At 61.3% G+C, this 21,817-nt stretch carries 18 protein-coding genes and 1 pseudogene; 4 read left to right on the top strand and 15 right to left on the bottom strand.

Features of this window, described 5'->3' with window-relative positions:
* Positions 1-57: 57 nt before the first annotated feature.
* Entirely contained in the window at positions 58-285 is a 228-nt protein-coding gene (locus J6497_RS14165; protein WP_225704876.1) for a hypothetical protein, read from the bottom strand.
* Between the two features lie 1,067 nt (positions 286-1,352).
* Between J6497_RS14165 and J6497_RS14160 the strand changes: the two genes are divergently transcribed.
* A complete protein-coding gene (locus tag J6497_RS14160; RefSeq protein WP_225704875.1) occupies positions 1,353-1,751 on the top strand; it encodes a hypothetical protein in 399 nt (132 codons plus the stop codon).
* 379 nt (positions 1,752-2,130) lie between these two features.
* Entirely contained in the window at positions 2,131-2,496 is a 366-nt protein-coding gene (locus J6497_RS14155) for a hypothetical protein (RefSeq protein ID WP_225704874.1), read from the top strand.
* Between the two features lie 70 nt (positions 2,497-2,566).
* Here J6497_RS14155 and J6497_RS14150 read toward each other — a convergent pair.
* The 12 genes and pseudogenes from J6497_RS14150 to J6497_RS14095 all read right to left on the bottom strand — a co-directional run.
* Positions 2,567-2,811 (bottom strand): annotated as a pseudogene (locus J6497_RS14150) (glutathione S-transferase N-terminal domain-containing protein); the annotation flags it as partial.
* A 145-nt stretch (positions 2,812-2,956) separates the two neighbouring features.
* On the bottom strand, positions 2,957-3,622 hold the full coding sequence (locus tag J6497_RS14145) for a peroxiredoxin-like family protein (protein WP_225704873.1): 666 nt from the start codon (positions 3,620-3,622) through the stop codon (positions 2,957-2,959).
* A 151-nt stretch (positions 3,623-3,773) separates the two neighbouring features.
* The gene (locus J6497_RS14140) at positions 3,774-4,178 is read right to left on the bottom strand and encodes a baeRF12 domain-containing protein (protein ID WP_225704872.1); all 405 of its coding nucleotides are present in this window, start codon (positions 4,176-4,178) and stop codon (positions 3,774-3,776) included.
* A gap of 41 nt (positions 4,179-4,219) precedes the next feature.
* Entirely contained in the window at positions 4,220-6,088 is a 1,869-nt protein-coding gene (gene nhaA, locus J6497_RS14135) for a Na+/H+ antiporter NhaA (protein ID WP_225704871.1), read from the bottom strand.
* On the bottom strand, positions 6,076-6,669 hold the full coding sequence (locus tag J6497_RS14130) for an ATP-binding protein (protein ID WP_249793551.1): 594 nt from the start codon (positions 6,667-6,669) through the stop codon (positions 6,076-6,078). The genes nhaA and J6497_RS14130 overlap by 13 nt, the downstream gene beginning before the upstream one ends.
* A 687-nt stretch (positions 6,670-7,356) precedes the next feature.
* Entirely contained in the window at positions 7,357-7,977 is a 621-nt protein-coding gene (locus J6497_RS14125; RefSeq protein WP_225704870.1) for a transglutaminase-like cysteine peptidase, read from the bottom strand.
* A 290-nt stretch (positions 7,978-8,267) separates the two neighbouring features.
* The gene (locus tag J6497_RS14120; protein ID WP_225704869.1) at positions 8,268-8,477 is read right to left on the bottom strand and encodes a hypothetical protein; all 210 of its coding nucleotides are present in this window, start codon (positions 8,475-8,477) and stop codon (positions 8,268-8,270) included.
* A 47-nt stretch (positions 8,478-8,524) separates the two neighbouring features.
* Complete coding sequence (gene clpX, locus J6497_RS14115; protein WP_225704868.1) at positions 8,525-9,796, bottom strand: ATP-dependent Clp protease ATP-binding subunit ClpX; 1,272 nt, start codon at positions 9,794-9,796, stop codon at positions 8,525-8,527.
* Between the two features lie 7 nt (positions 9,797-9,803).
* Complete coding sequence (locus J6497_RS14110; RefSeq protein WP_225704867.1) at positions 9,804-10,037, bottom strand: DUF6894 family protein; 234 nt, start codon at positions 10,035-10,037, stop codon at positions 9,804-9,806.
* 304 nt (positions 10,038-10,341) lie between these two features.
* Positions 10,342-10,533 (bottom strand): hypothetical protein, encoded by a 192-nt coding sequence (locus J6497_RS14105; protein ID WP_225704866.1) that lies wholly within the window; start codon positions 10,531-10,533, stop codon positions 10,342-10,344.
* 343 nt (positions 10,534-10,876) lie between these two features.
* The gene (locus J6497_RS14100) at positions 10,877-11,338 is read right to left on the bottom strand and encodes a winged helix-turn-helix domain-containing protein (RefSeq protein WP_225704865.1); all 462 of its coding nucleotides are present in this window, start codon (positions 11,336-11,338) and stop codon (positions 10,877-10,879) included.
* A 644-nt stretch (positions 11,339-11,982) separates the two neighbouring features.
* Positions 11,983-12,618 carry a response regulator transcription factor gene (locus J6497_RS14095; RefSeq protein WP_225704947.1) on the bottom strand — a complete coding sequence of 212 codons (636 nt, stop codon included), beginning with the start codon at positions 12,616-12,618 and terminating at the stop codon, positions 11,983-11,985.
* Positions 12,619-13,080: 462 nt separating this feature from the next.
* Between J6497_RS14095 and J6497_RS14090 the strand changes: the two genes are divergently transcribed.
* Complete coding sequence (locus J6497_RS14090) at positions 13,081-13,470, top strand: response regulator transcription factor (protein ID WP_225704864.1); 390 nt, start codon at positions 13,081-13,083, stop codon at positions 13,468-13,470.
* On the opposite strand, the gene J6497_RS14085 is transcribed toward J6497_RS14090, so the two are convergent.
* Both J6497_RS14085 and J6497_RS14080 read right to left on the bottom strand, forming a co-directional pair.
* Positions 13,436-19,738 carry an AAA family ATPase gene (locus tag J6497_RS14085; protein ID WP_225704863.1) on the bottom strand — a complete coding sequence of 2,101 codons (6,303 nt, stop codon included), beginning with the start codon at positions 19,736-19,738 and terminating at the stop codon, positions 13,436-13,438. The two genes, J6497_RS14090 and J6497_RS14085, sit on opposite strands and share 35 nt — an antisense overlap.
* 205 nt (positions 19,739-19,943) lie before the next feature.
* Complete coding sequence (locus tag J6497_RS14080) at positions 19,944-20,489, bottom strand: type 2 periplasmic-binding domain-containing protein (protein WP_225704862.1); 546 nt, start codon at positions 20,487-20,489, stop codon at positions 19,944-19,946.
* A gap of 360 nt (positions 20,490-20,849) precedes the next feature.
* On the opposite strand from J6497_RS14080, the gene J6497_RS14075 reads away from it, so the two are divergent.
* Complete coding sequence (locus tag J6497_RS14075; RefSeq protein WP_225704861.1) at positions 20,850-21,734, top strand: LysR family transcriptional regulator; 885 nt, start codon at positions 20,850-20,852, stop codon at positions 21,732-21,734.
* The last annotated feature ends 83 nt before the right edge of the window (positions 21,735-21,817 follow it).

The raw sequence follows: 21,817 nt of genomic DNA, 5'->3' as shown, positions 1-21,817 counted from the left end.
GCGATCGAGCAGGCCCGCCGACTGTACGCTGGAGTAAATGAGAATGGCTTTAGACGTTCAGGGCAGCTTTCCGTCAGCAATCCATTGCTTGAAAAGTTGAATGCTCTTGTCGGGCCAAGCTGCGTCGCAAGGCATCAGGCCGTTCTCGACCGCGACCAGAATCTTGTCCGCCCACTGCTTTACGTCGTCATACTTCCAGAGATCAAGCTTTGCGAGCATCGATTTTCGATCAAAATCGCGAAACAGGGGATAGACGTCATTCTTGTAAGAGATCGGCATCTGCATCACCATTTGCAACGAACCGACCGGCTTCCCTTTTCCTCGACCCAGCCATCCTTGACCGGGATCGAATAGAGGAAGTCAGTCTGGAAGTGGGTTTCCGTGCTTTGCCGGCACACTCGCGAGCTTGAAGTCTTGCCAGCAATTCCGGCCCTATAACGTGATCTGCCATGTTCGTAAGGCCTAATGCTAAAGCCCCGGTTGTCCATGGCTCAGCTCAGCTTTATCTTGCAGGCCCTCTCGCACAAGTTATTGTTTGTATGCCTTCTGATTATTGCCATGTGCGTCGGCTAAATGCGACCTTTGGTGTGAACTTGAGAAGGCAAGTAGCGCGATCCGGCCACCTCCATGACAAGAACGCAGCCCGCTGCCTTGCGCTCGCTCGCAAGCACATGCTCGATCGCGTTTGTGGCGCGTCGGCGGTCCATCAGTTTGTCTAGCAGTCTGCTGAAAAACCGGTTCGGCGGCGATCCGGAACGCGCGCGACGGGCGTAACATTCATCGACTTCAGCGGAGAGGAATGGGAGCAGCAGGCTACGGGTTGGGGACCTTGGCTTCGTGCCACCACCAGAGCTGAGTGTGCAAGAACAGCTTGATCGTTGCCCACGTAACGCAATTCGGGATTTCCGAACTTTTTCTGTAGGCATCTTGCCCCATCTGCAAAATGGCAATGTCTTTCCGTCTCTTACGTCGGTCCCGCATCCGGTCGGCGACGTGGCGCACGACAAATCCGCCGTAGGAGCGGCGTCACGGTCAAGGACGTCGGGGTGTTGGCACGCGCAACCTGGATTGGTCCAAGGGCGGCAACGGGTTTAGAGATCTCTGCAGATGCAGCTGGTCGTATTCCTCGCTACGGCATCACGCGGCGTGCGGCAATAACGATCGTCTATCGACTCTATGGCGAGAGGTGATTTCCCTCGCCGGCGTTGCAACGTCATTCTCGTCGGGTGGTTGATAGTCGTTCTTAACCCACAAAGCTCATTATCAGCGTCTGCACGACTGAACAGACAATCCAATGCCCATCCCGAAGAACAACAAGCATGAGCGGTTCGCTCATCATCCCGACTACAACTGTGCAGGATGGCGCCGCTGTCATGAAAAACCCCGACGGCTCGGTCTCGATCGATCTTTCAGGTCGGGCCGCTGCGCCGTCCATCGTCGATGACAAGTTCTATGCGAACTTGGCTGCAAAGATGGATGAAGGCGAGCTGAACACCATTGTAAGCGAATTGCTTGAAGGTATCAGGCGCGATGACGAGTTCCGCCGCGAGCATTTGGAGATGCTGTCCGAAAGCTTCAAGCTGCTCGGGCTGGTGATCGAGACTGCCACCGCAACATCGGTTTCATCCTCGGCCCCGCTGGAGGGCATGTCGACGGTGCGCCATCCGCTGCGCTCGAAGCGTGCTCGCTGTTCCGGGCGATGCCGTGGGCGAGATGCTGCCGGCGGCCGGTCCCGTGAAGGTTCGCGATGATCGGCCGCACAAGCCGAAGAGCAACATGCTGGGCCACGATGGCGGTCCCGCGCTCGATGGCATCAACCCGTTCTCCACTCCGCCGGCGCCGCAAGCGCCGGCACAAGCTACGCCGGGAATCCCCACCCCCAGCCCGGCGTTGGCACTCCCGGCGGCAGTCCCCCGTCTCCTCCCGCTGCCGCCGGGATGCAGCCTCTGCGACCGCCGATTGCCGGGCCTGCTCCGGCGATGGGTGCGCCTACCGCTCCTGGCCTATGCCCAGACCCGAGCGGCCACTCCTCCGGAAGTTCGTCGACGGTTTTAGCTGGGGAAGCTAGGTGCGGGCAGTCGTCCGGTATCGGCGCCGGCTCTGCCAAGGGACGTTGAGAAGCCCGCTTGGGTGCTGCGCCGGCGACCTTGTCCCCTGGGCGAGGCGCCGCAAGCGCCTGCAGACGAGAGCTGCGACGTCCGCGACTTCCTCGCCTTGGCAGCTGCGGCGCAGGATGACGACTTCGAAGCGATGCGGGGCGTGCTCGGCACCGCGGCGAAATCGAGTGAAGCGGTCCGCAACGCAACCGAGGAGTTTGCGTCCCCGCCACGCCTCCCGACCGGCGCGAGTGATGTCGATCGCGTGGTGGCCGTCGGCAATATCGATCATCCAGGGTCGAATGAAGGAATTCTCGCCGAGGAGATCCTGTTGCACCGAGGTCCCCGCCTTGGCGAGAGTTTTGGGGATCTCGACTGTCTTCCAGGTCTCGCCATGTAGCAGCCGTCCGATCTCGGCCTGAAGATCGCCGTAGCTAATGACCTCAAACTCGCCGAGAAGCAGCGTCTCCTCCGGTCTTCTCCGCGAGGTATACAAGGATCGCGCCGGACTCGAAGACTGTCCTTGGGCCGCCGACGCCGTCGTGGTCGACGATCGCCGGTATCTTTCCGTTAGGCGAGACGGTGAGAAACTGAGGCGCGTGCTGCTCGCCCGAACCGAGGTTTACGACGTGGACCGAGTAGGGGGCGCCACCTCCTCGAGCATTATCGAAGGCTTCGTCCCGTTGGGCGTGGGCCACGTGAACAACACAATCATCGCGACGCCTTTCTGGAGCTGTCGTGCCGGATTGCAAGCGCGGTCGCTTCCGGCAGCGAAGCCGCGCGCTGGTCCGCGCACTTTGCAGGAACGCAGAAGGGCCCGGATGCCGGTCGTGGCATCGCGGCGCTTTGCTGTTCACGGTTCAAGCGGCGTGCAGGCTGCACAGGTGGTCCAGCACGGGCAAGACGTCTCGCGGCGGGGAGCGACCGGACTGGCCGGGGTTGATCTCGGAGTAGGCGATGACCCCTGCCCTATCGAGGATGAAGCGGGCCGGGATCGGCAGCGTCCAACTCTCGTCGCCGTTGAGGAGTGGGAGGTCGATGCGGCTCTTCCTGTGGACGTCTCGGAGGAGCTCCGGAATGCACCAGCGTACGCCGAACAGCTGCGCAATCCGACCGCCTCGGTCGGAGAGAATCGGAAAACCCAGCTTCAACTGCGCTTGGGCTTTTGCGTTCTCGGCGACCGTCTGCTGCGAGATGCTCACGAGAGACGCCCCCCGCGCCTCGACCGACGGCCGGAGGGACTCGAACGCCTGCAAGTCCCGGCTGCATGCCGGGCACCACAAGCCGGTGTAGAAAGTAAGGAGCAGCGGGCCGTGCCTGAGCAGCGTTTCCGAGGCGACCTCGACGCCGCGCTGGTCCCGCAATCGAAAGGACGGCGCGCAGTTGCCCGCCTTGAGCGCGCGCTCGGCCTGTCGTGTCGCGATCAGGTATTCCGTCGCGCTTCGCATCGCATCTACAGCGTCGCGCTTACTTGGCTTCGTAGGCGGACGCGAAGCCGCCGCAAGCGTATTCTCGCTTTTCTTCATGACCGGTCCTCCCTCAGCCGGCGGTGGTCAGTGACCCCGCGGAATTTTGGTTCAGGACGGTCGAGAGCAGTAGTCGTCGTCGGTAACTTTGAGTTATTCGCGCAGGTTATGACTGGACGGGCTTGCGCTGGCAGCCGTTTCCAGAGGCGCGTCAGGCGTCGGCGATCAGTGAGGCGATGTCCTTGAGCGGACGCCGGCTGAAGTCCTTCGCGAGCTCGCCTATGATCTTGCCTCTCAGGTCGCGGTGGAAGTGCTTGCGCATCTCCCCCAGGGTCCTAGGGTCGGAGACAACGACCAGATGTTCTATGGTCCCGTCCAGGCTGAGCCTGTTCAAGAACGCGGCCGTCGCTGCCGCGAAGTCGTCCTCGACGAGCCGCCTGCCATCGGGGTTGGCAGAGCCGGTGTGATGGCGCGCGCCGGAGCCTAAGCGGGCGGGCGCATTCGGAGCCGCCGTGATCTCGACCAAGTGCACCCCAGGTTTCACGCCTGTATTGTGGAACAGGCGCATCGTTTCGCCGTCAGCAACTGCTACTGTCGTACCGATAGGTAGAATCATCGAAAGACCTCCCGTTCACGATCCCGCATAACGCCGGCGGGTTATGATACTTGCATGCTGGCGCTCTGCGGTGCCTCTTCGATAAGCTCCTGGCGCGAAGCTCCCCAGAGCAGGGCAGTCCCAACGACCGCCGAAAGAATCGACGCGGCGAACACGGCGATCTTGGCGGCCGAGAAGTCAGTGGCGCTTGGAAACGCCTGCCCGGCGATGAAGAGCGACATCGTGAAGCCGATGCCAGCGAGGGCTCCCGCCCCCGCCAACTGCCGCCACGTGTACTCCGCCGGCTTGACGGCTATGCCTGCGCGCACGGCCGCGGCGGCCGCGAGGAAAACGCCGAGCGGCTTTCCTATGGCGAGGCCGGCGACAATCGCGGCCATGAGCCAGCCATGCCCGACGAAGACGCCCGGGTTGATCGCCACACCCGAATTCGCCAGTGCGAAGATCGGGAGAACAGCGTAGCTCGACCGCGCGCCGGCGTGCCGCAGCAACCGGTCGGCTGGCGACTCAAGTCTGTCGTAGATTGCGTCGAGCGCATGCAGCGCCGGGGTGGAGGGGCCGTGCCTGAGAACCTCGCCCTCGTGCCGGGCCTCGGCGGCGATGATGGTGCTGGCCTGCGTCATCAGGGCAGCGAGGTTGGCAGGCGGTCGCGTCGGAATGAACAGCGCCAGTACTACGCCAGCCAGCGTCGCGTGGAGGCCGCCCGCGTAAACGAACGCCCACAACGCCACGCCCAACAGGATGTAAGGCGACAGCACGTAGACCCTCGATCGGCTCAGCAGCGCCAGCGCAACGACCACCGCCGCAGCCGCGGCTAGGTAGCCCGGATGGAGATCGCCGGAATAGAACACAGCGACGACGACGATCGCACCGATGTCGTCGACGATGGCCGCCGCGGTGAGGAAGATGCGCAGCTCGACAGGGACGCGGGCGCCCATCACGGCGATCAAGGCAATCGCAAACGCAGTGTCGGTCGCCATCGGAACACCCCACCCGTGCGACCACGGCCCCGCAGGGATGACTAGCGCATACAGAAGCGCCGGTACGACCATACCACCTAGCGCGGCCGCGATCGGAAGCGCGGCGGAGCGGCGGCTTGCGAGGTGGCCGACTGTCATCTCGCGCTTCACTTCCAATCCCACCACGAGGAAGAACACCGTCAGCAGGCCGTCGTTGACCCAATGGAGGATGGACATCCGAAAGGTTGCGTCGCCCAAGCTCGCGCCGAACTCCTGGTGCCAGAGCGCCTCGAACGCCGGCCCAATCGGCGAGTTCGTCAAGACGATCGCCGCCACGGTCGCGAGGACCAGCAAAATGCCGGCGGACGGGCCCCAGCTCGCGAAGTCCAGGGCTGCCGTACGGACGCGGTGGCCGAGCGTGCCAAGCATCGCATCAACGAGAGAGCTCTCGTCCCAGGGCCCGTCGTAGCGCCGGCGGTTGATGTAGAAGGTCGGCGTGAATCTCACACCGCTTGCGCGTGAGCTTGCGACGTCCGCCTCCACCCTCGCCCTCGCGCGCCTCACGGCGTCGCTGTCGCCGAGCGCGAAATCAGCGCTCACGCCGAGGTCGCTGGCCACCGCGACGAGGTCGTCCTCTGTGAGCTGCATCGACCGCGTCATCAGCTTGATGTGCGCGGACCAGAACGCCTCGGGCGTCTGAGCAAGCTCAGCGAGCTCGGCGGCCCGAAATGAAAGGCTGTTGTCCGTGAGCGGCCTGTGCCGGAAGGCGTAGCAGACGCGGTCGCCGAGTTGGTCGCGTGCTTGCGCGATGCGCTCGTTGGCAGCCCTGCAGTGCGGGCACGCGTAGCTGCCATACTCAACGAGCGTGATCTCGGCATCGGCGGGGCCGAGCACGTGGTCCGTCTTGTGGTCGACCGGACGGTCGAGGCGGCCGGGCGGGATCATGAGCTGCATCGCTGAACCAGTCTCCAGGTGTTCGCACAGGCTACGACGTCGGCGCAGCCGTCGCTGGGTTGATGACGTGGAATACGCCGCCGTCGGGTGACGGCGTGTCCGCGATCTCCGTGCCGACGATGCTGCTGGCGAGCCCAGCTGCTTGCACGCGCGGCAGCAAGAGGCGCACCAGCGTGCCGGCCCAGCTCGCTCTCTATACAGACCGCGCCGTCTCGTCCTTCGGCGAAGCGCTGGACCTGGGGGAGCCCGAGACCTGCGCCGCTGCCAGCGGCCTTTGTCGTGAAGTAAGGGGTGAACGCCTGCGAGCGGACCTCCTCGGTCATGCCCTCCCCGTCGTCGGCGACGACGATCTCGACGAACCCGCGCGCCGCGCCAGAGGACGGATCGACGTTCCGCGCCGCGACGGTGATCACGCCGCCGCCGGGCATAGCATCGGCCGGGTTTCGGCAGAGGGTCAGCAAAGCAAAGTACAGCTCTTCCGGGTCGGCATTGAAGGCCCATACGAGCGCCACGACATCCTCCAACGGCGGACTTTCGGCAGAGCCGGGGAATGAAATGCCGATTATCTCTTTGATCTGCATGTCGGGCCTCCTGACCTGCGATCGTTCAACGGAACCTCGACTTCGGCCCGTACACGAGGGCGGGCGACGATGGATCGGAGGGTGAGTCCATGACGGTCGAAAGGAAAATCACCTCTCGCCATGGAGTCGATAGCCGATCGTTATCGAAATGACTGAGGGCGCCTGGGGCGCTGCCCGAAGGTGTACGCCGCTTCTGCAAGGATTTGCCGAGCAGCACTCACTCTTGGCGGCCGAGAAGAGGTCCTCACGTGGTTAGCCTGCCGGCCGCGCGGCATTACCTGTGGTTATAGAGATCATAGCTTTACCAGCCGATTCCACGGCAATACGGCTGGCCGCGAGCGCGGTCGTGAGGCCGAAGCGACGGCGGGCATCCCGCCGGAATCAGAATTGCGAGTATAGCCATGACTCAGAGCATCGCAGGACAGCCTGCTCCCGAACTCGCGGTCCCATGCCTATCCGATCCAGCGCCGTTGCCCAACGGCCCTGAGGAAGGGCGGCCGGTCCCCGGGAGGGAAGGACCGGCCGCCGGCGAACCACGGCGAAGGGAGGGAGCGCCGCGCGCCGAGCACTTGGTATCCGACGAGGAACGTCGGTGCGAGTGAAGCAATCCAAATCTCAGCAAATCGTGCCGAATGCGTATGCCAGTGGATCGACCACCTTCGCTATGAGAAGTTGCCTGCGAGCAGCCTAAGAGGAGGCGACGTCGCTCACGTCGATCGAGACCAGCGGGCTCTCGGCTGCAGCGCGGCAATTGAAAACGCCACTGCCAACGGTCAGCCGCAAGATCTCCGAGCTCGAGTCCCACCTGCGGCTAAACTGTTCAACCGGTCGAGCCGCGAGCTCGCCCTTACCGAGGCACGAAGCTCCTATTTTGCCGCGTGCAAGCGGATTCTCGCTGATGTGATCGAGACCGAGCGCGCCGCCTCCGGCGAATACTCCGCTCCGATCGGCGAACTGATCGCGACTGCTCCGGTCGGGCTTGGCCGCGCTTACCTCATCCCGATCCTGGCGGATTTCCTTGACGATCGCATAATCCTCGCAGTCGCCGGAATCGGAGTGGAGCGTTTCGAGCGGGTCACTCCAGTGATCCGAAAGTCCCCTTTGGGTCTCATCCCTCACCGGGGTGATGACAAGGTCAACCGCTCTGTTAAGTAGGCCGCCGCTTGCGCGGCCGCTTTGACTGTGGCCCTCCAGGCTTAAGCTGACCAGCCTTTGTACGGTCGCGGGACATGGCTTGCCCGCCTGACACTGCGCGACAACTTCAAGGTCTTTGGTGATGTCGGCCTGTATGCGACGCCACTTGTCCAACAACGCCCGTCGGCGATTGGCCCGATATCCATGCCAAAAAGCTGTGCTGATCCTTCATCCCTTATGGTGGCGGAGACGCTCGTCACGCTTATCTCAATCGCCGCAGGTGCGGGCGCGTCAGAGTCGGCGGCCACAAAGCAGATCGACAGGACGGAAGAGGAGAGCAGTTCAAGACGGTCGACCATATAGAGCGCACTCGCCAGCAAAAGACCAGCTCAAGCGACGGTCTTCCAAAAATCGACGCCATCATACATTGCGCTCTGAGTTGGCGAGCTGGCCGACATTTGACCCTAAGCTCCCCTGCCATCCTTTTTACCGAACACGCAGCGCCATGCCGCAAGGCGCTCGGTCGGATGCTGATTCATCCAGCCGGCGAGCTGCGGTGCGCCCATGAGGCAGGACTGCATTGAGACGTCAGCGAAGTCCGAGGTGGCGACGGTCTGCTCGTGGCAATTTGCCGGAGAAGACAAACTGCAGAGCACGGCGATGATCGCGATCATGATAGGACCCGGATGTTGTAAGGCAGCGTTCGTTTAGTTCGGTCGAGTCAGTACGCTATGGCGATGCTTTCCAACGCGCGATCGGAGCGATCGGCGTAGATGTAGAGCGGACCCGCGGTTCCCTCGACCACCTCGCGCGAGATCACGACCTCCTCCACGCCTTCCAGGCCCGGAAGATCGAACATGGTCTCGAGCAGGATGTTCTCCAGGATCGAGCGCAACCCACGCGCGCCAGTCTTGCGTTCGATCGCCTTGCGGGCGACTGCACCAAGCGCCTCGTCGGCGAAGGTCAGCTCGATGTTCTCCATCTCGAACAGCCGCTGATACTGCTTGACCAGCGCGTTTTTCGGATCGGTCAGGATCTTCTTCAGCGAGGTCTCGTCGAGATCCTCCAGCGTCGCCACCACCGGCAGGCGGCCGACGAACTCCGGGATCAGGCCGTACTTCAGCAAATCCTCCGGTTCGACGTGGCGGAAAATCTCGCCGGTGCGGCGATCTTCCGGCGCGAGCACCTGTGCCGCAAAGCCGATCGAGGTCGAACGACCACGTGCAGAGATGATCTTCTCCAACCCTGAGAAGGCGCAGCCGCAGATGAAGAGGATGTTGGTGGTGTCGACCTGGAGGAACTCCTGCTGCGGGTGCTTGCGGCCGCCCTGCGGCGGAACCGAAGCCACCGTGCCTTCCATGATCTTCAAGAGCGCCTGCTGGACGCCCTCGCCCGACACGTCGCGCGTGATCGAGGGATTGTCCGACTTGCGGCTGATCTTGTCGATCTCGTCGATATAGACGATGCCGCGCTGCGCGCGCTCGACATTGTAGTCGGCGGCCTGCAGCAGCTTCAGGATGATGTTCTCGACGTCCTCGCCGACATAGCCGGCTTCGGTCAGCGTCGTCGCGTCCGCCATCGTGAAGGGCACATCGAGAATGCGCGCCAGCGTCTGCGCCAGCAGCGTCTTGCCCGAGCCGGTCGGACCGATCAAAAGGATGTTCGACTTCGCAAGCTCGACGTCGTTGTGCTTGGTCTGATGATTGAGCCGCTTGTAGTGATTGTGCACGGCAACCGACAGCACCTTCTTGGCATGGCTCTGGCCGATCACGTAATCGTCCAGCACCTTGCAGATTTCCTTCGGAGTCGGGATGCCGTCGCGCGACTTCACCAGCGAGGACTTGTTCTCCTCACGGATGATGTCCATGCAGAGCTCGACGCATTCGTCGCAGATGAAAACGGTGGGACCCGCGATCAGCTTGCGGACTTCGTGCTGGCTCTTGCCGCAGAACGAGCAATACAATGTAGTGTTGGAGAGTGACTGAACTGCCATGGCGGCCTCAATTCGGCTTGCTGAGCACGAAAGCAAAGGGCACAACGAAGAGCTCATCGCGATAATCATCGCTGACATGCATGACCCAGTCACGCCAATCCTCGCGACTGAGTTCGTTGGTGAAGGATTGCACGACACGGGTCGCGTGATCGCGCGCCTCAGTAAGGTCGTCCACCACGGCGTCGCGGCGATCTGCGAAAACCTTCTTCGTGTTGGAGCAGTGGAAATAGACCTGGGTCATGTTCAACCTCGTTCAAATGATACTCCGACGGAAACAACGAGGCGTTAGCGTCAGAGCTGTCCTCAAACCGGACGGCCCGAGGATCGGAGCGGTGACGCTGTGAAGATCTGAAACCACATCCAGGTGGTTATAAGCGGGAAGACGATCATCTGCGGAACTCGTGCATTGTCATTGTCAGAGAAATAGCGAGGGTCAGCTGCCGCATTTCGTCGCCAACAGGTCTTTGAAAGCGTTAATCACAGAATCGAGCGCAGTTAACACCCGCGCGCCGCGGCGAGCAGCGGCTTGCCGCAGCATCACGGACTCATAAAATGAGGGGGGCGTAGGCGCGACAAGTCTTCTCGTTGTCGGCCGCATTATCGAGTTTGCTGTGTACAGTCGCCGAGACGGCCCGAGCGGCGTTAACATCCTTGTTTAACGTGGACTCCGCCGCAAGCCCGGGAATTGTAGATGCATTGATCAGAGCAGAAGCGATGAGAACAGTGATTCTGCTCATGAGCGGACTCCAGAACGCGACTTGTTGCGAGGAGGCTTACATTTCTGCCAGTCTATCTTCTATTGCGCGTGGGTTGTTCAGGGTACGGCTGTAGTTGCGCCACATAAACCTTGGCTTAGAAAAGGCGAGTGACGGTTTCGGATGCCGGCACAGCGGCCGCCGCCCTCGCCCTCCCAGCGGGGCCTCAAGCTGCAGCCCGAAACTCACGAACAACGCCAGGATTGTAGCCAGCCAAATGCGGATGGCGAAGCTCCCGGAGCTGACGGGAATGTTCGCTACAGCGACGGCTGCGCTGCTATTGTCGCGACCACGGTAATGCCTCCCGGTGCTTCGCCAGTTGCGCTCAATTCTCGTGAGCCGATATAGCGACTGAGGCGACGAAACAGTAGCCGCGTCCGGGGATGTTGACGATGAAGCGATTCTTATCCTGACCGTCACGCAACGCGCGACGCAGCGCTGACATATGAACCGTGAGGTTGGCGGGCTCAACGAAAACATTGGGCCAAACGCGATCCATCAAATCCTGCTTGCTGACCAACTCTCCATGGCGTTCAAGCAAAGCAATCAGGATTTCCAGAGCGCGACTTCCGAGAGGCACGGGCTTGTCGCCTTCCAGCAAAAGGAACTGCGTTCGAAGCAGGCGAAACGGCCCGAACGAAACTTCTGTTGGCGTTGCGCCGGCTGGTTCGGTTCGTTTCTCGAAGAGTGGTCTGGCCGCATCCGGACGGTGAACGGCGCGTCCGACGTCAAGCGCCGGTTCGAGATGAAATTGCTCCAAGCGTTCGAAAGCTGCAGTCGATCCCATAATGACCTCGCTTGCTTTGGCAAGGCTAATCCCCGCAAAGATGCTAGTGACCCGTAATCTGACGATTTGGAGTGCAGCGAGCTATTCCACGCGGGTGGCGCGCAATGACAGATTTGGTTGCGTTGCCTAAACCTAGATTTACAAGCCGCGAGACGGCTTCAATCGGGCGGCAGCTTGTAAGTGCTATGGCGGGATCAAGTCAGGGGGATCCCACAGATTAGATCGTTTCGCGATGGCAGCGCTTGGTGCAAATCACAATAGTCACCCAAGAGAAAAAACTTGAGGCTACCGCGCATCTGCGCGGCACTTCAATAAATCGGCGTATAATTGGCTGTATCCGGATTCGATAATGCGAACCTCCCTCCGTACATTCGCGCCATACTGATGTACGATAGAGTCGCCGGTCCCTCTGTGGTAACGATTCAATCGATGCTGACCGCCAAGTGCACAGCGGCAGGCTCTTCGTTTGCTTTGGCACTCAGTGCAGAGAATCGCAGCGGAACCGGACCCGCGAGCCGGCAGTTGCAAGAAAAGGTCGGCGGCGTAGCGCCCGCCGGCCTTTTCTCTTGGTTTGCTTTGGAGATTGCGCGACTGCTTAACTCATCCGGCCGCGCGAATAGCACATCGCGCAAAAAACGCACACCTTAAGAGCGTTGCGGCGAGTCAGGCACCAGCTTGAGCTTGTCAGCCATCCGGCCGAGTTCTGGAAGCGAACCGGCCTGCATCTTCTGCATCGCCCTGCTGCGATGCACCTTCACCGTGGCTTCGGCGATGCCGATATCGTGGGCAATCTGTTTGCTCAGGCGGCCGCGCGCCACCTGAATTACGATCTCGCGCTCCCGGGGGCTTAGGGAGGCGAAACGCTGCGTAAGGGAGACCAAGTCCTTGTCATTCTCCCGCCGCGCACGATCGCGGGCCAAGCCAAGCTGAATGGCATCGAGAAGATCTTGGTCGCGGAACGGCTTGGTCAGGAACTCGATCGCACCCCGCTTCATTGCCTGCACAGACATCGGTATGTCGCCGTGGCCCGTGACGAAGATGATCGGGATCTCCCTGTTTGCCGCAGAAAGCTCGCGCTGGAAATCGAGGCCGCTTTGGCCGGGCAATCTGATATCGAGCACCAGGCAGGTGGGGCAATCCGGTGGATCGGATTTGAGAAAGTCGGAAATGGAGGCAAATAGCTGAACGTTAATGCCGAGCGATCGCAGCAGGCGCCCGACCGACGCGCGGAGATCCGGATCGTCGTCGATGACCAACACGGTGGAGGTTGCGTCAGACATCGCTGCCACTCGGAAGAGATCGGAAAAATCAGCCTGCATTTTGGTTTGCAGGTCCGGCAACACCGCGCATTTCTAATCCCAATCCTGGAAACTGAACAGCCCCTTTTTCTGAAGATGCGCGCCGGGTACACCAAAGGTTACGCGCGCTGACACGGCTCAATTGAGCGCAGATTGAGCTCGGGCATCCAAAGGGGGCGGGATGATGATACGAAGGCTTAGGGCGCTCGGACGAGTCCTAGAGTTCGCCCGCTGCGATCCCGCGACTGTTTTCGTCCGGCGGAAGCCTCGATCACAAGCCATGCCGGATTGGCTTCGCAATCATCGTCCAGATAAGCCAAAATTTACGGGGCACAGGCCGCACACTGGTGGCATTCTCTCAGATATCAAGCAATTCGATGCGGAGCGTTAGTTTGATAGTTGTCTGCCCGCAAACGCGTCCAGCGAACGGCCATGGGCGGTATGATGAAAAAGGTACTGGTTTCGGTCGTCGAAGATGATCGGTTCCTTCGTGAGTCCATGGGCAGGCTCTTGAGATCGCTGGGCTATACGGTCGACATTTTCTCGTCTGCAGCCGATTTTCTCGCCTCCCCGCGGCTTGCCGAAACAGCCTGCCTGATCGCTGACATCCATATGCCTGCCATGACTGGGCTCGAACTGTACCGGCGCCTTATCGACACGGGCAACGCGATACCGACAATCCTCGTGACAGCCTTTCCCAATGATGCTGACCGGGCTCGCGCTCTGAACGATGGGGTCTTGTGTTACCTGCGCAAGCCGGTGGATGAGGACGATCTCACACGATGTGTTTGCGCGGCTCTCAGGTCAGCAGGCTCGCCTGAGGAGGGGTCGTGAGCTCCCGTTCCGCTCCCGGCAAGGTGAACTGGAACACGGCGCCACGGGGTTCATTGGCCTCCGCCCATAGCTTGCCGCCATGCGCCTGGATGATAGACTGGCAAATCGACAGCCCCATGCCCGTTCCACTGGGCTTCGTGGTGTAGAAGGCGTCAAAGACCCGGTCGAGATGCTCCGGATCAATGCCCACCCCGGAATCCCGCACGGCCACGACGATGCCTGCTTGATCCTTCTCTGTGCTGATCAACAGCTCTCTCGCCCCCTTCTCCATCGAACCCATTGCTTCAGCCGCATTCAGAATCAGATTCAGCAAGACCTGTTGCAGCTGTACGCGATCCCCCGGAACTGAAAGTAGTCCCTCTGCAAGCCGGGTCTGGACCGAAATGCCATTCCTGAGGGTCACGCTTCGAGCCAATACGATCACTTCGTTGATTGCCACGTTGAGATCAAAACACTCTTTTCGCGGCGGCGCTTTCTTGATTTGCTCTCGGATTCGATCGATGATTTCTCCGGCCCGATCAGCATCTCCGACGACACAGGAAAGTGCTTCCCTGACCTCGCCCAGGTCCGGCGGCTGGATCTTCAGAAAATTCTGGGCCGCCCGGGCGTTGTTGCGTGCGCTAGCGATCGGTTGCGCGATTTCGTGCGACAGCGAGGCTGCTAACTCTCCCATTATGCTCACGCGGTTGATGTGGGCAAAATCCGACTGCATTTGCTGCAACCGCGCCAACGCTTGTGTGCGATCTTCGGTGTCAGTCAGCAGAGAATACCAGCGAACAATGCGGTCGGAGGCATCCCGGACCGGAATGCCGCGGATCTCAAACCAACGAAATTCGCCGTCGAAGCGCCTCACGCGTGCTTCGGTCCCATACGGAACGCCGGCGGCGATCGATTTTGTGAAGACTTCAGCGAGATGGGGAAGGTCATCGGGATGTATCGTTCCGTTTGTGCCCCAGTTCCTCAGCTCTTCCACTGACTGGCCACAATACTCAAAGATCTGACGATTTACGGCTTCGAGGTCACCGTTCGGGGCCAAGATCGCAACGAGGCCCGGTATCCCGTCAATCGCCGAGCGCAAACTTCGCTCGCTTTCACGCAAGGCTTGCTCGGTACGCTTGCGTTGCGTCACATCGACGGTCGAGGTCATAGCCTCCAACAGCGTCCCCTCGGAAGAAAACAGGTGATGGCTGGTTCCTTCAAGGTATTTGACCGTTCCATCAGGAAGTAAGATTCTAAACTCGGTTGTGAAATCCGTTCTCTGGCGCACTGCTTCTTGAACTGTTTCCCACACTCGGTCTCGATCGTCTGGGTGGATGCGTCGCCACATATCCTCACGGCTTGGAAGGCCCTGCAGCGGATCAAACCCCCAGATTCTGTAGCTCTCGTCGGACCAATAAATGTACAGCTTCGTTGTCGCACTATAGACCCAATTTCCGCTACGGCTTAGCCTCTGTGCTTGGCTTAGCCAGGCTTCGCTGCGGCGCAGCCGGTCCTCGGCCCGTTTGCGCTCGGTCAGATCGAGGACGAACGCAAGGCGGTCGCCTCCTTCCTTGAACAGCGCGGCGCCCACAAGCACCGGAACGCGGCTGCCGTCTTTCCGAAAATATTCTTGCTCGAAGGGCTGAAGCCTTCCAGTCGAGTTCAGTTCTTCCCAGGCACGTTTGTCGAGCTCGCGCCACTCCGGCGGGGTCAGCCCAGTCCGGTGCAGGCGACCCCAGATCAGGTCCTCACGGCCATATCCCACGATGCGTAGAAACGCGTCATTAGCTTCGAGGATCCGCCCTTCGCAGTCGGCAATGAGGATCCCAATGATGTTGGCGTCGACCAAACGCCTAATCTTCCCTTCCCGATCCGCGAGGTCGTCATAAAGCCGCGAATTTTCGAGTGAGATTGCCGCCTGCGACGCAAGCACCTTCAACACTGTGACGCGGTCAGGTGTGAAAACGTGGGCCGTCAGGTTGTTTTCGAGGTAGAGTACACCGGCCAGTCTGCCCTGTTTGAGCAACGGCAGGCAGAGAATTGAACGGGCGTGATGCTGATGAATGTACTTATCGGCAGAAAACGGGTTCGCGGTTGCGGCATCGTGGAGAAGAACGCTCTCTTTCGTCCGGATCACGTAGTGTAGGATGGACTCCGGCAGATCTGCAGCGGTTACACTTGCTTGTCGCTGACCGACGGTCACCGTATTGCTGGTCGTGACTTCCGCCTCAATCCGATACCCATCACCTACCGCAAAGATCAACAGACCTCGCCCGGCACCCGCGTGCTCAATCGCTGTGCGCATCAGCGTGTCGATCATTTTTTCTAGAACGATCTCGCCCGACACGGCTTGCGAGACTTTGATAACAGTAGCTAGATCCAGTTGTTCGACGGGTGCCCCGATCGTGCTTGTGGGGCCGGCAACCGGCTTTTCTTCCCTGAGGTGCGGATACAACTCGTCAAGTTGGCGTACCTTGCCGTCGGCTCCCCAACGGATGTATGCGTACCGCGCGTCCTGCAGATAGGCATGCGCGATCTTCTTGAACCCGCGTGCGGCATAAAAGCGTGCGGCGACTTCGTTGGCGAGCGCCTCGTTGTGGACAAAGCCGTGCGTGTGTGCCGAGTGGATAGCGTGCTCGTAAAGATGTTCGGCATCGAGCGCGCGGCCTTCGATCCGGGCGATCTCCGCCCCGACGAGTGCGGCGCGGTTCTCGAAGTTCTCGGGGCAAGCCGTCGCCCAGACCTCGAGCTGTCGGTGGTGCGCGGCCAGTGCCCTGACATGCTCTTGCCATTGGTCGGCCGCCGCGGACTCGCAGGATGCTGCTCTGGAGAGCGCACTGTAAAAGTGATACTCCGCACATTCGAAAAAAGACGCCGATGTCGGCTGCAGCTGTTGCGCCCTCAATGAGGCCTCGAGGGCACTCGCATAGTCGCCGGCAAAGAAGCGTGCCTGCAGCTTGCGGGTCCAATACGAGCCTTCGGCCAACGCCAGATCCGGGTTCCTGCAGAAACGGGACTCCAATAGGAGTTCGTCAAACTGCCCATCATCAAAGCAACCGAAAATCGGCGTCAAGCCGCGGAGTGTCCGAATCAGCCCAAGCTGGCCGGCGATGGAGTCAATCGCAAAACCGAACCGCACGTTTCGCGCGAACGCGAGACCATGCTCGACCTCGACTTGCACGTTATCGAGCGGATCGCCCGCCGCGAGAAGATACGTGTTCAGGTGGGTGTAGTAGTACGCCGCAAAAGTGAGGTCACCGATCTGGGTTGCCGTCTCAAACGCACGCCGCAGCAGATCACGACCTTCCCGGACATGTCTCGTCCAGAACATGAGTAAATATCCAAAGTTCAAATAGGTCCTGGCCTGGAAGCGCTTTAGCCCGCGCTGTTCGACCAGTTCATAGCCGAGACGGCCGAATCGAAGTCCCGCCTGGTAGTCGCCGAATTCCGGTCCAGCAAGCCTGGCAAGCACTGCATAGGCGTAGCACGAGCCGTCACAATTGCCGCCCTCGAGGCTGAGATTGACTGCTCGACAGATGACCATCGAACGTAGTTTCGCATCCGTATAGTGGGCAGGCGGCCCGAGCTTCGTCAGGACATCGAGGGTCGCGAGCGATGCGGCATCGCTCATCAAAGGCAGATCAATGAGGCTTTCTATCGTGCGGGAGCCGAGTTGGGACCAGATCCGCTCATACTCGCGCCGAGCCTCGTCTTCCGTCGGGTGCGGCGACCAGTCGATGGCCAGTTGGCGGAGATAGTCGAGACCGACTGCGATCGCGCGGCTGCCCTGATCCAGGGTCGTGTAAAGATCCACCTGCAGGCACGTGACTTGGGCTCGTTCGATCGTCGTTGCGGCACGGGCCGACAGCGCCGCCAGGCGCTGCTCGGCTTCCGCCAGTGCACCAGTGAGGAACTCACATTCGGCCCGGTGCAGCTCCAGCTCAAAGATCAGGTCGTGCTGGCGCTCCCAAGAGTCCCCTCGCAGCAATGCCGCGCCGGAGAGCAGATAGTTCAGCGCCGAGGCATACGCTGTCGAGGTCTTGGCGCGTCTACCTGCAATGAAATTCAACTCCGCGACCCGCTCAAGCTCCTCAATTGACGTGATGAGATGCGAGCCGCGGTTGAGCTGATTGACGGTTTCGAAGATCGTCTCCTCGAGCTTCTCTGGAGGGGTCTGCGCTGCGAGCAGCATCCCTATTCGGAGATGGGCTTCGGCACGCGATTCCTCCGGGATCAAGGAGTAGGCGGCTTCCTGGACATGGTCGTGGAGAAACTTGTAGGAATCCTCCGAACGAAAGATCAGCCCTGCTCGCACCGCTTCCCAAAGCTGGCCATGCATCTCCTCCTCGGAGTCCTGGTAAACGATCCGCAACATGGTGAACCCTGCGTCGTTGCCCAGGCAGGCGAGCTTCTGCAATGCGTTCCGCGTTTCGGCGGACAGGCGGTTCAGCTTCCCCACCATAAGGTCCACCACATTGTCGGTGTAACCTTTGGCGTGAATGCGATTCAGGTCCCAGCACCATCGCGCCTCGCCATAATCGAAAGTGAGCAATGCTTCGTCGGCGAGCGCAGAAATGAACTGAATAGCGAAAAGCGGATTGCCGGTTGTCTTCTCGTGGATCAGCTGTGCCAGCGGCGTGATTCTCTCTGGTTCGCTGTGAACAGAATCCGCGATTAGTTGTCCCAAGTCTTCACAGGTCAGGGGTGCCAATACGATGTCTTGCAATATCGCTCCAGCTTGGCGCATCGCTTCGAGCTTGCGCATCAGCGGGTGGATGGGATCGACTTCGTTGTCGCGGTAAGCGCCAATCAACAACAGGTTCTGCACATCCGGCCGGGTCAACAGATCCTCGAGCAAATCGAGCGTTGCTGCATCGAGCCATTGGAGATCGTCGAGGAACAGGGCGAGCGGATGTTCCGGCCGCGCGAATACGCTGATAAATCGCCGGAACACCAGCTGAAAGCGGCGCTGCGCATCCTGTGGCGGCAGCTCGGGGACCGGTGGCTGTTCGCCGATGATGTGCTTCAATTCCGGGACGAGATCAACAATGAGCCGACCGTTCGGTTCGAGCGCCTCGAGCAGCGCCTCCCGCCATTGCCGCAGCTCCGCTTCGGTCTTGCTCAAAAGCGGGCGGATCAGGCTCTGAAAGGCCTGCGCGAGGGTGGCGTAGGGGATGTCGCGCTTGTACTGGTCAAACTTGCCCGATGCAAAAAGACCGCGGGGCGGAACAAGTGGCTTATGGAGCTCGTTGACGACCGCAGACTTGCCGACGCCGGAGTATCCGGAAACCAGCACCAGCTCCGGCCTGCCGCCGGCGACGATACGGTCGAAGGAGGCAAGCAGGGTATCGATCTCGGCTGTCCGACCATACAATTTCTCGGGGATCAGCAGCCGGTCCGGAGTGTCGTGTTCCCCGGGCGGAAATTCGTCGATATCGCCTCGGGTTTCCCATTCAACAAGGCAACGCCGTAGATCCCTCTCGGCGCCTGCAGCCGTCTGGTAACGCTCCTCAGCAGTCTTGGCGAGCAGCTTCATAATGATCGCAGAGACGGACCCTGGGAGGTTTTTTAACCGCTCGCTGGGCGGCGCCGGTGGTCTTGCAATATGGCAGTGCACCCATTCCATCGGATCGGCAGCGGTGAAGGGCAGAACGCCCGTGAGCATCTGGTACAGCGTGACGCCGAGGGCGTAGAGATCGCTGCGGGCGTCGACCGAGCGGTTCATCCGCCCGGTTTGTTCGGGTGCCATGTAGGCAAGCGTACCGGCGATGGTCTCGGGCGGCTCGGGCGCCTGCCGCTCGCGGGACAGGCGTGATGCGATGCCAAACCCGGTGAGCCGCACGTGTCCATCCGCGCAGTCCACCACAATATTAGCTGGCTTGATGTCTTTGTGGATGAGCCCGCGCTGATGAAGCTTGCCCAGAGCCGAGGTAACAGCGATAGCCAGGCGCAGGAAGCGTCCCACCTCCATGGGCCCACCGAGCAAACGGTCGAGCGGCTCGCCGCCCGGATCATCGAGCACTAGCACGGTCCGACCGGCGTCGCGCATGAGGGCCAGCGGCCGCGCCGCCCATGCCCCGTCGAGCTCATCTTTCAGCTCGTATTCGTGCGTGAGGCGATCGAGTCTTGAGCGGGACGGGTGGTCGGCGGCAGGGGCAACAAGCAGCACGGCGAGCCGGTTGCCATTGTCGTCCAGTCGCCAGCCACGGCTGAACACGCGCTCGCCGTCCTCCCACAACACCTGAGAGCTACCGTCCGAGTACGCGACGTTCAGCGACTGCTGCACCAACTGTCAGACTCCGGCGTCAGGCTTCGGCTTGAAGTCGGCTGATCAAGCTCTTCGTGCGCCACACGCGCGGCCTCTTCCCAGCCTGGAGAAATCGTACTCCATCGCCCGAGAAATGCCAGCCGTCCCTTGGTCTTGCCGGATACGGCGGAGGCGGATCCTCCTTCTTTTTAGCAGCAATTTGGAGCGATTTGCCCGGCTTTACTCACTATGGCGGCATACGCGGGTCAATAAGCGCCATGCCCGCTGGTCCCCAGGGGACTCGGCGCGCAACTGCGACCCAGAAGGAAGGATCATGACGGTACTTGAAGCAAGCAAGTCGACGAATGCACGCGCGGATGGCTTCGCAGCTTTTGCGCGCCGGAAAGACGGCGTGCAGCTCGACCTCGCCCATGTCCCAGTCAGCGAGGACGCGCACGAGCAGCCCCTGCGAGATCTCCTTCCTCGCGGCGCCCACGGTCATCGAGACGAGCCGGAGCCCGGTGACGGCGGCCGCCAACCCGACCTCGTTGAAGGTGACGACCAGGCGGCCGTCGACAGTCACCGAGGTCGCCTTCCCCCTCTTGGTGAACGACCACGAGCGCTCGAGTCCGGACGGGGCGACGCAACCCGCGTGCTCCTCGTATCGGGCGACGACGAGCACGCGAAGGGTATCGTCGTCCGGCTCATCGAAGCCTTCGGATTCGCGCGATCGACCTCGGCGGGCTTGTCGACGGAGTCCGCCGACAACAGGCGGGGCCAGCCCGCTCACCACCGGCCGTGACCTCCTGCTCGCGGGGGATCTCGTCGCCGACACCCGCTAGCGGAGCCGGGAGCACGCAAATTATCTCCTCTCATATTGCGAGAGACCATGTCTCGCAAATATACAATTATATTGAAAGTCGATAGGCGCTATCTCCGCGGCAGCGAGAGCATGGAGCCGTCGGGGAGACCATGAATGCCTGGAAAGCCACACTCGAGACCGCAGTCGGCCTTTTTCGCTTCAGACGAGCACGGGGGCTTAGGGTCGCCGCCGTCTGCGCCGTGGTGGCGGTCGCGGCCGCGCTCGATTCGGTCCTGACAGCCTTTGCGCTGGCCCTGGCCTCCGTGTAGCCCGCCGCGAGCGCACCGAGCGATGAACGATCGACTCTCAGCACTCAGACTGTTTGCCCGCGCCGCGCGCGTCGGTAACTTCTCCAGTGCTGGCCGCGAGCTCGGCCTGTCGCAGCCGTCTGCATCCCGGCTGATCGCCGCGCTCGAGGAGGAGGTCGGCGCGACGCTCTTCAGCCGCACCACGCGAGCGGTGACGCTGACCGAGGCGGGCGCGACGTACCTGATGCGCGTTGAGGCGATCCTGGCGGCGCTCAACGAGGCCGACCACGAGGCGCGCGGAACGGGAGAGTTGCGCGGCTCGCTCCGTGTCGGCACGCCGATAAGTTTCGGGCTCAGGGAAATCATCCCGCGGCTTCCCGCGTTTATGAACCAGCACCCGGCGCTGAAGATCGAGCTCCGGGTGACTGACCGCTACCCAGACCTCGTGACCGAGGGCCTCGACGTGTCGTTCCAGTTCGGCGCCCTCCCCGACTCGAGTGCGACGGCGCGCAAACTCATCCACCAGCCGAGGATACTCACGGCCTCCCCAGACTACCTACGGGAGCGCGGCACGCCCACGATGCCGTCGGACCTCGCGCACCACGCGGTGATCATCAGTCCAGCGCATCCCTCGCCGACTTTCTCCTTCCGCAAGGACGGCCGCGTCACCTCCGTGCGCGTTGACAGCCAGCTCGCTATCACCGTCAACGAAGGCGCCACGGCAAGCGCCGTCGCCGGGCTGGGGATCGCCGCGTCGAGCGAAAACAGCGCGCGGGCAGAGCTCGAGGCCGGGGAGCTCGTGCGGGTGCTGCCTGACTGGGATTTCGGCTCGATGGAAGTGAATGCGCTCTTCGTCAGCGGAAAGACGATCAAGCCTGCCGCCCGCGCATTTACTGACTTCCTTCTCAGGGAGTTCCGTGGCGCATAGAACGGCGCTGGCAAGGGCACCGCCGTGACGGTGCGGCATTCCCCGCAGTTATTGACACAATGCCTTTACCCCTCCCGCGCCGA

The organism is Bradyrhizobium cenepequi (assembly GCF_020329485.1).
Classification (GTDB): Bacteria; Pseudomonadota; Alphaproteobacteria; order Rhizobiales; family Xanthobacteraceae; genus Bradyrhizobium; species Bradyrhizobium cenepequi.
The sequence above is the reverse complement of the archived record's forward strand: the minus strand, read 5'-3'. Positions and strand labels throughout refer to the sequence as shown.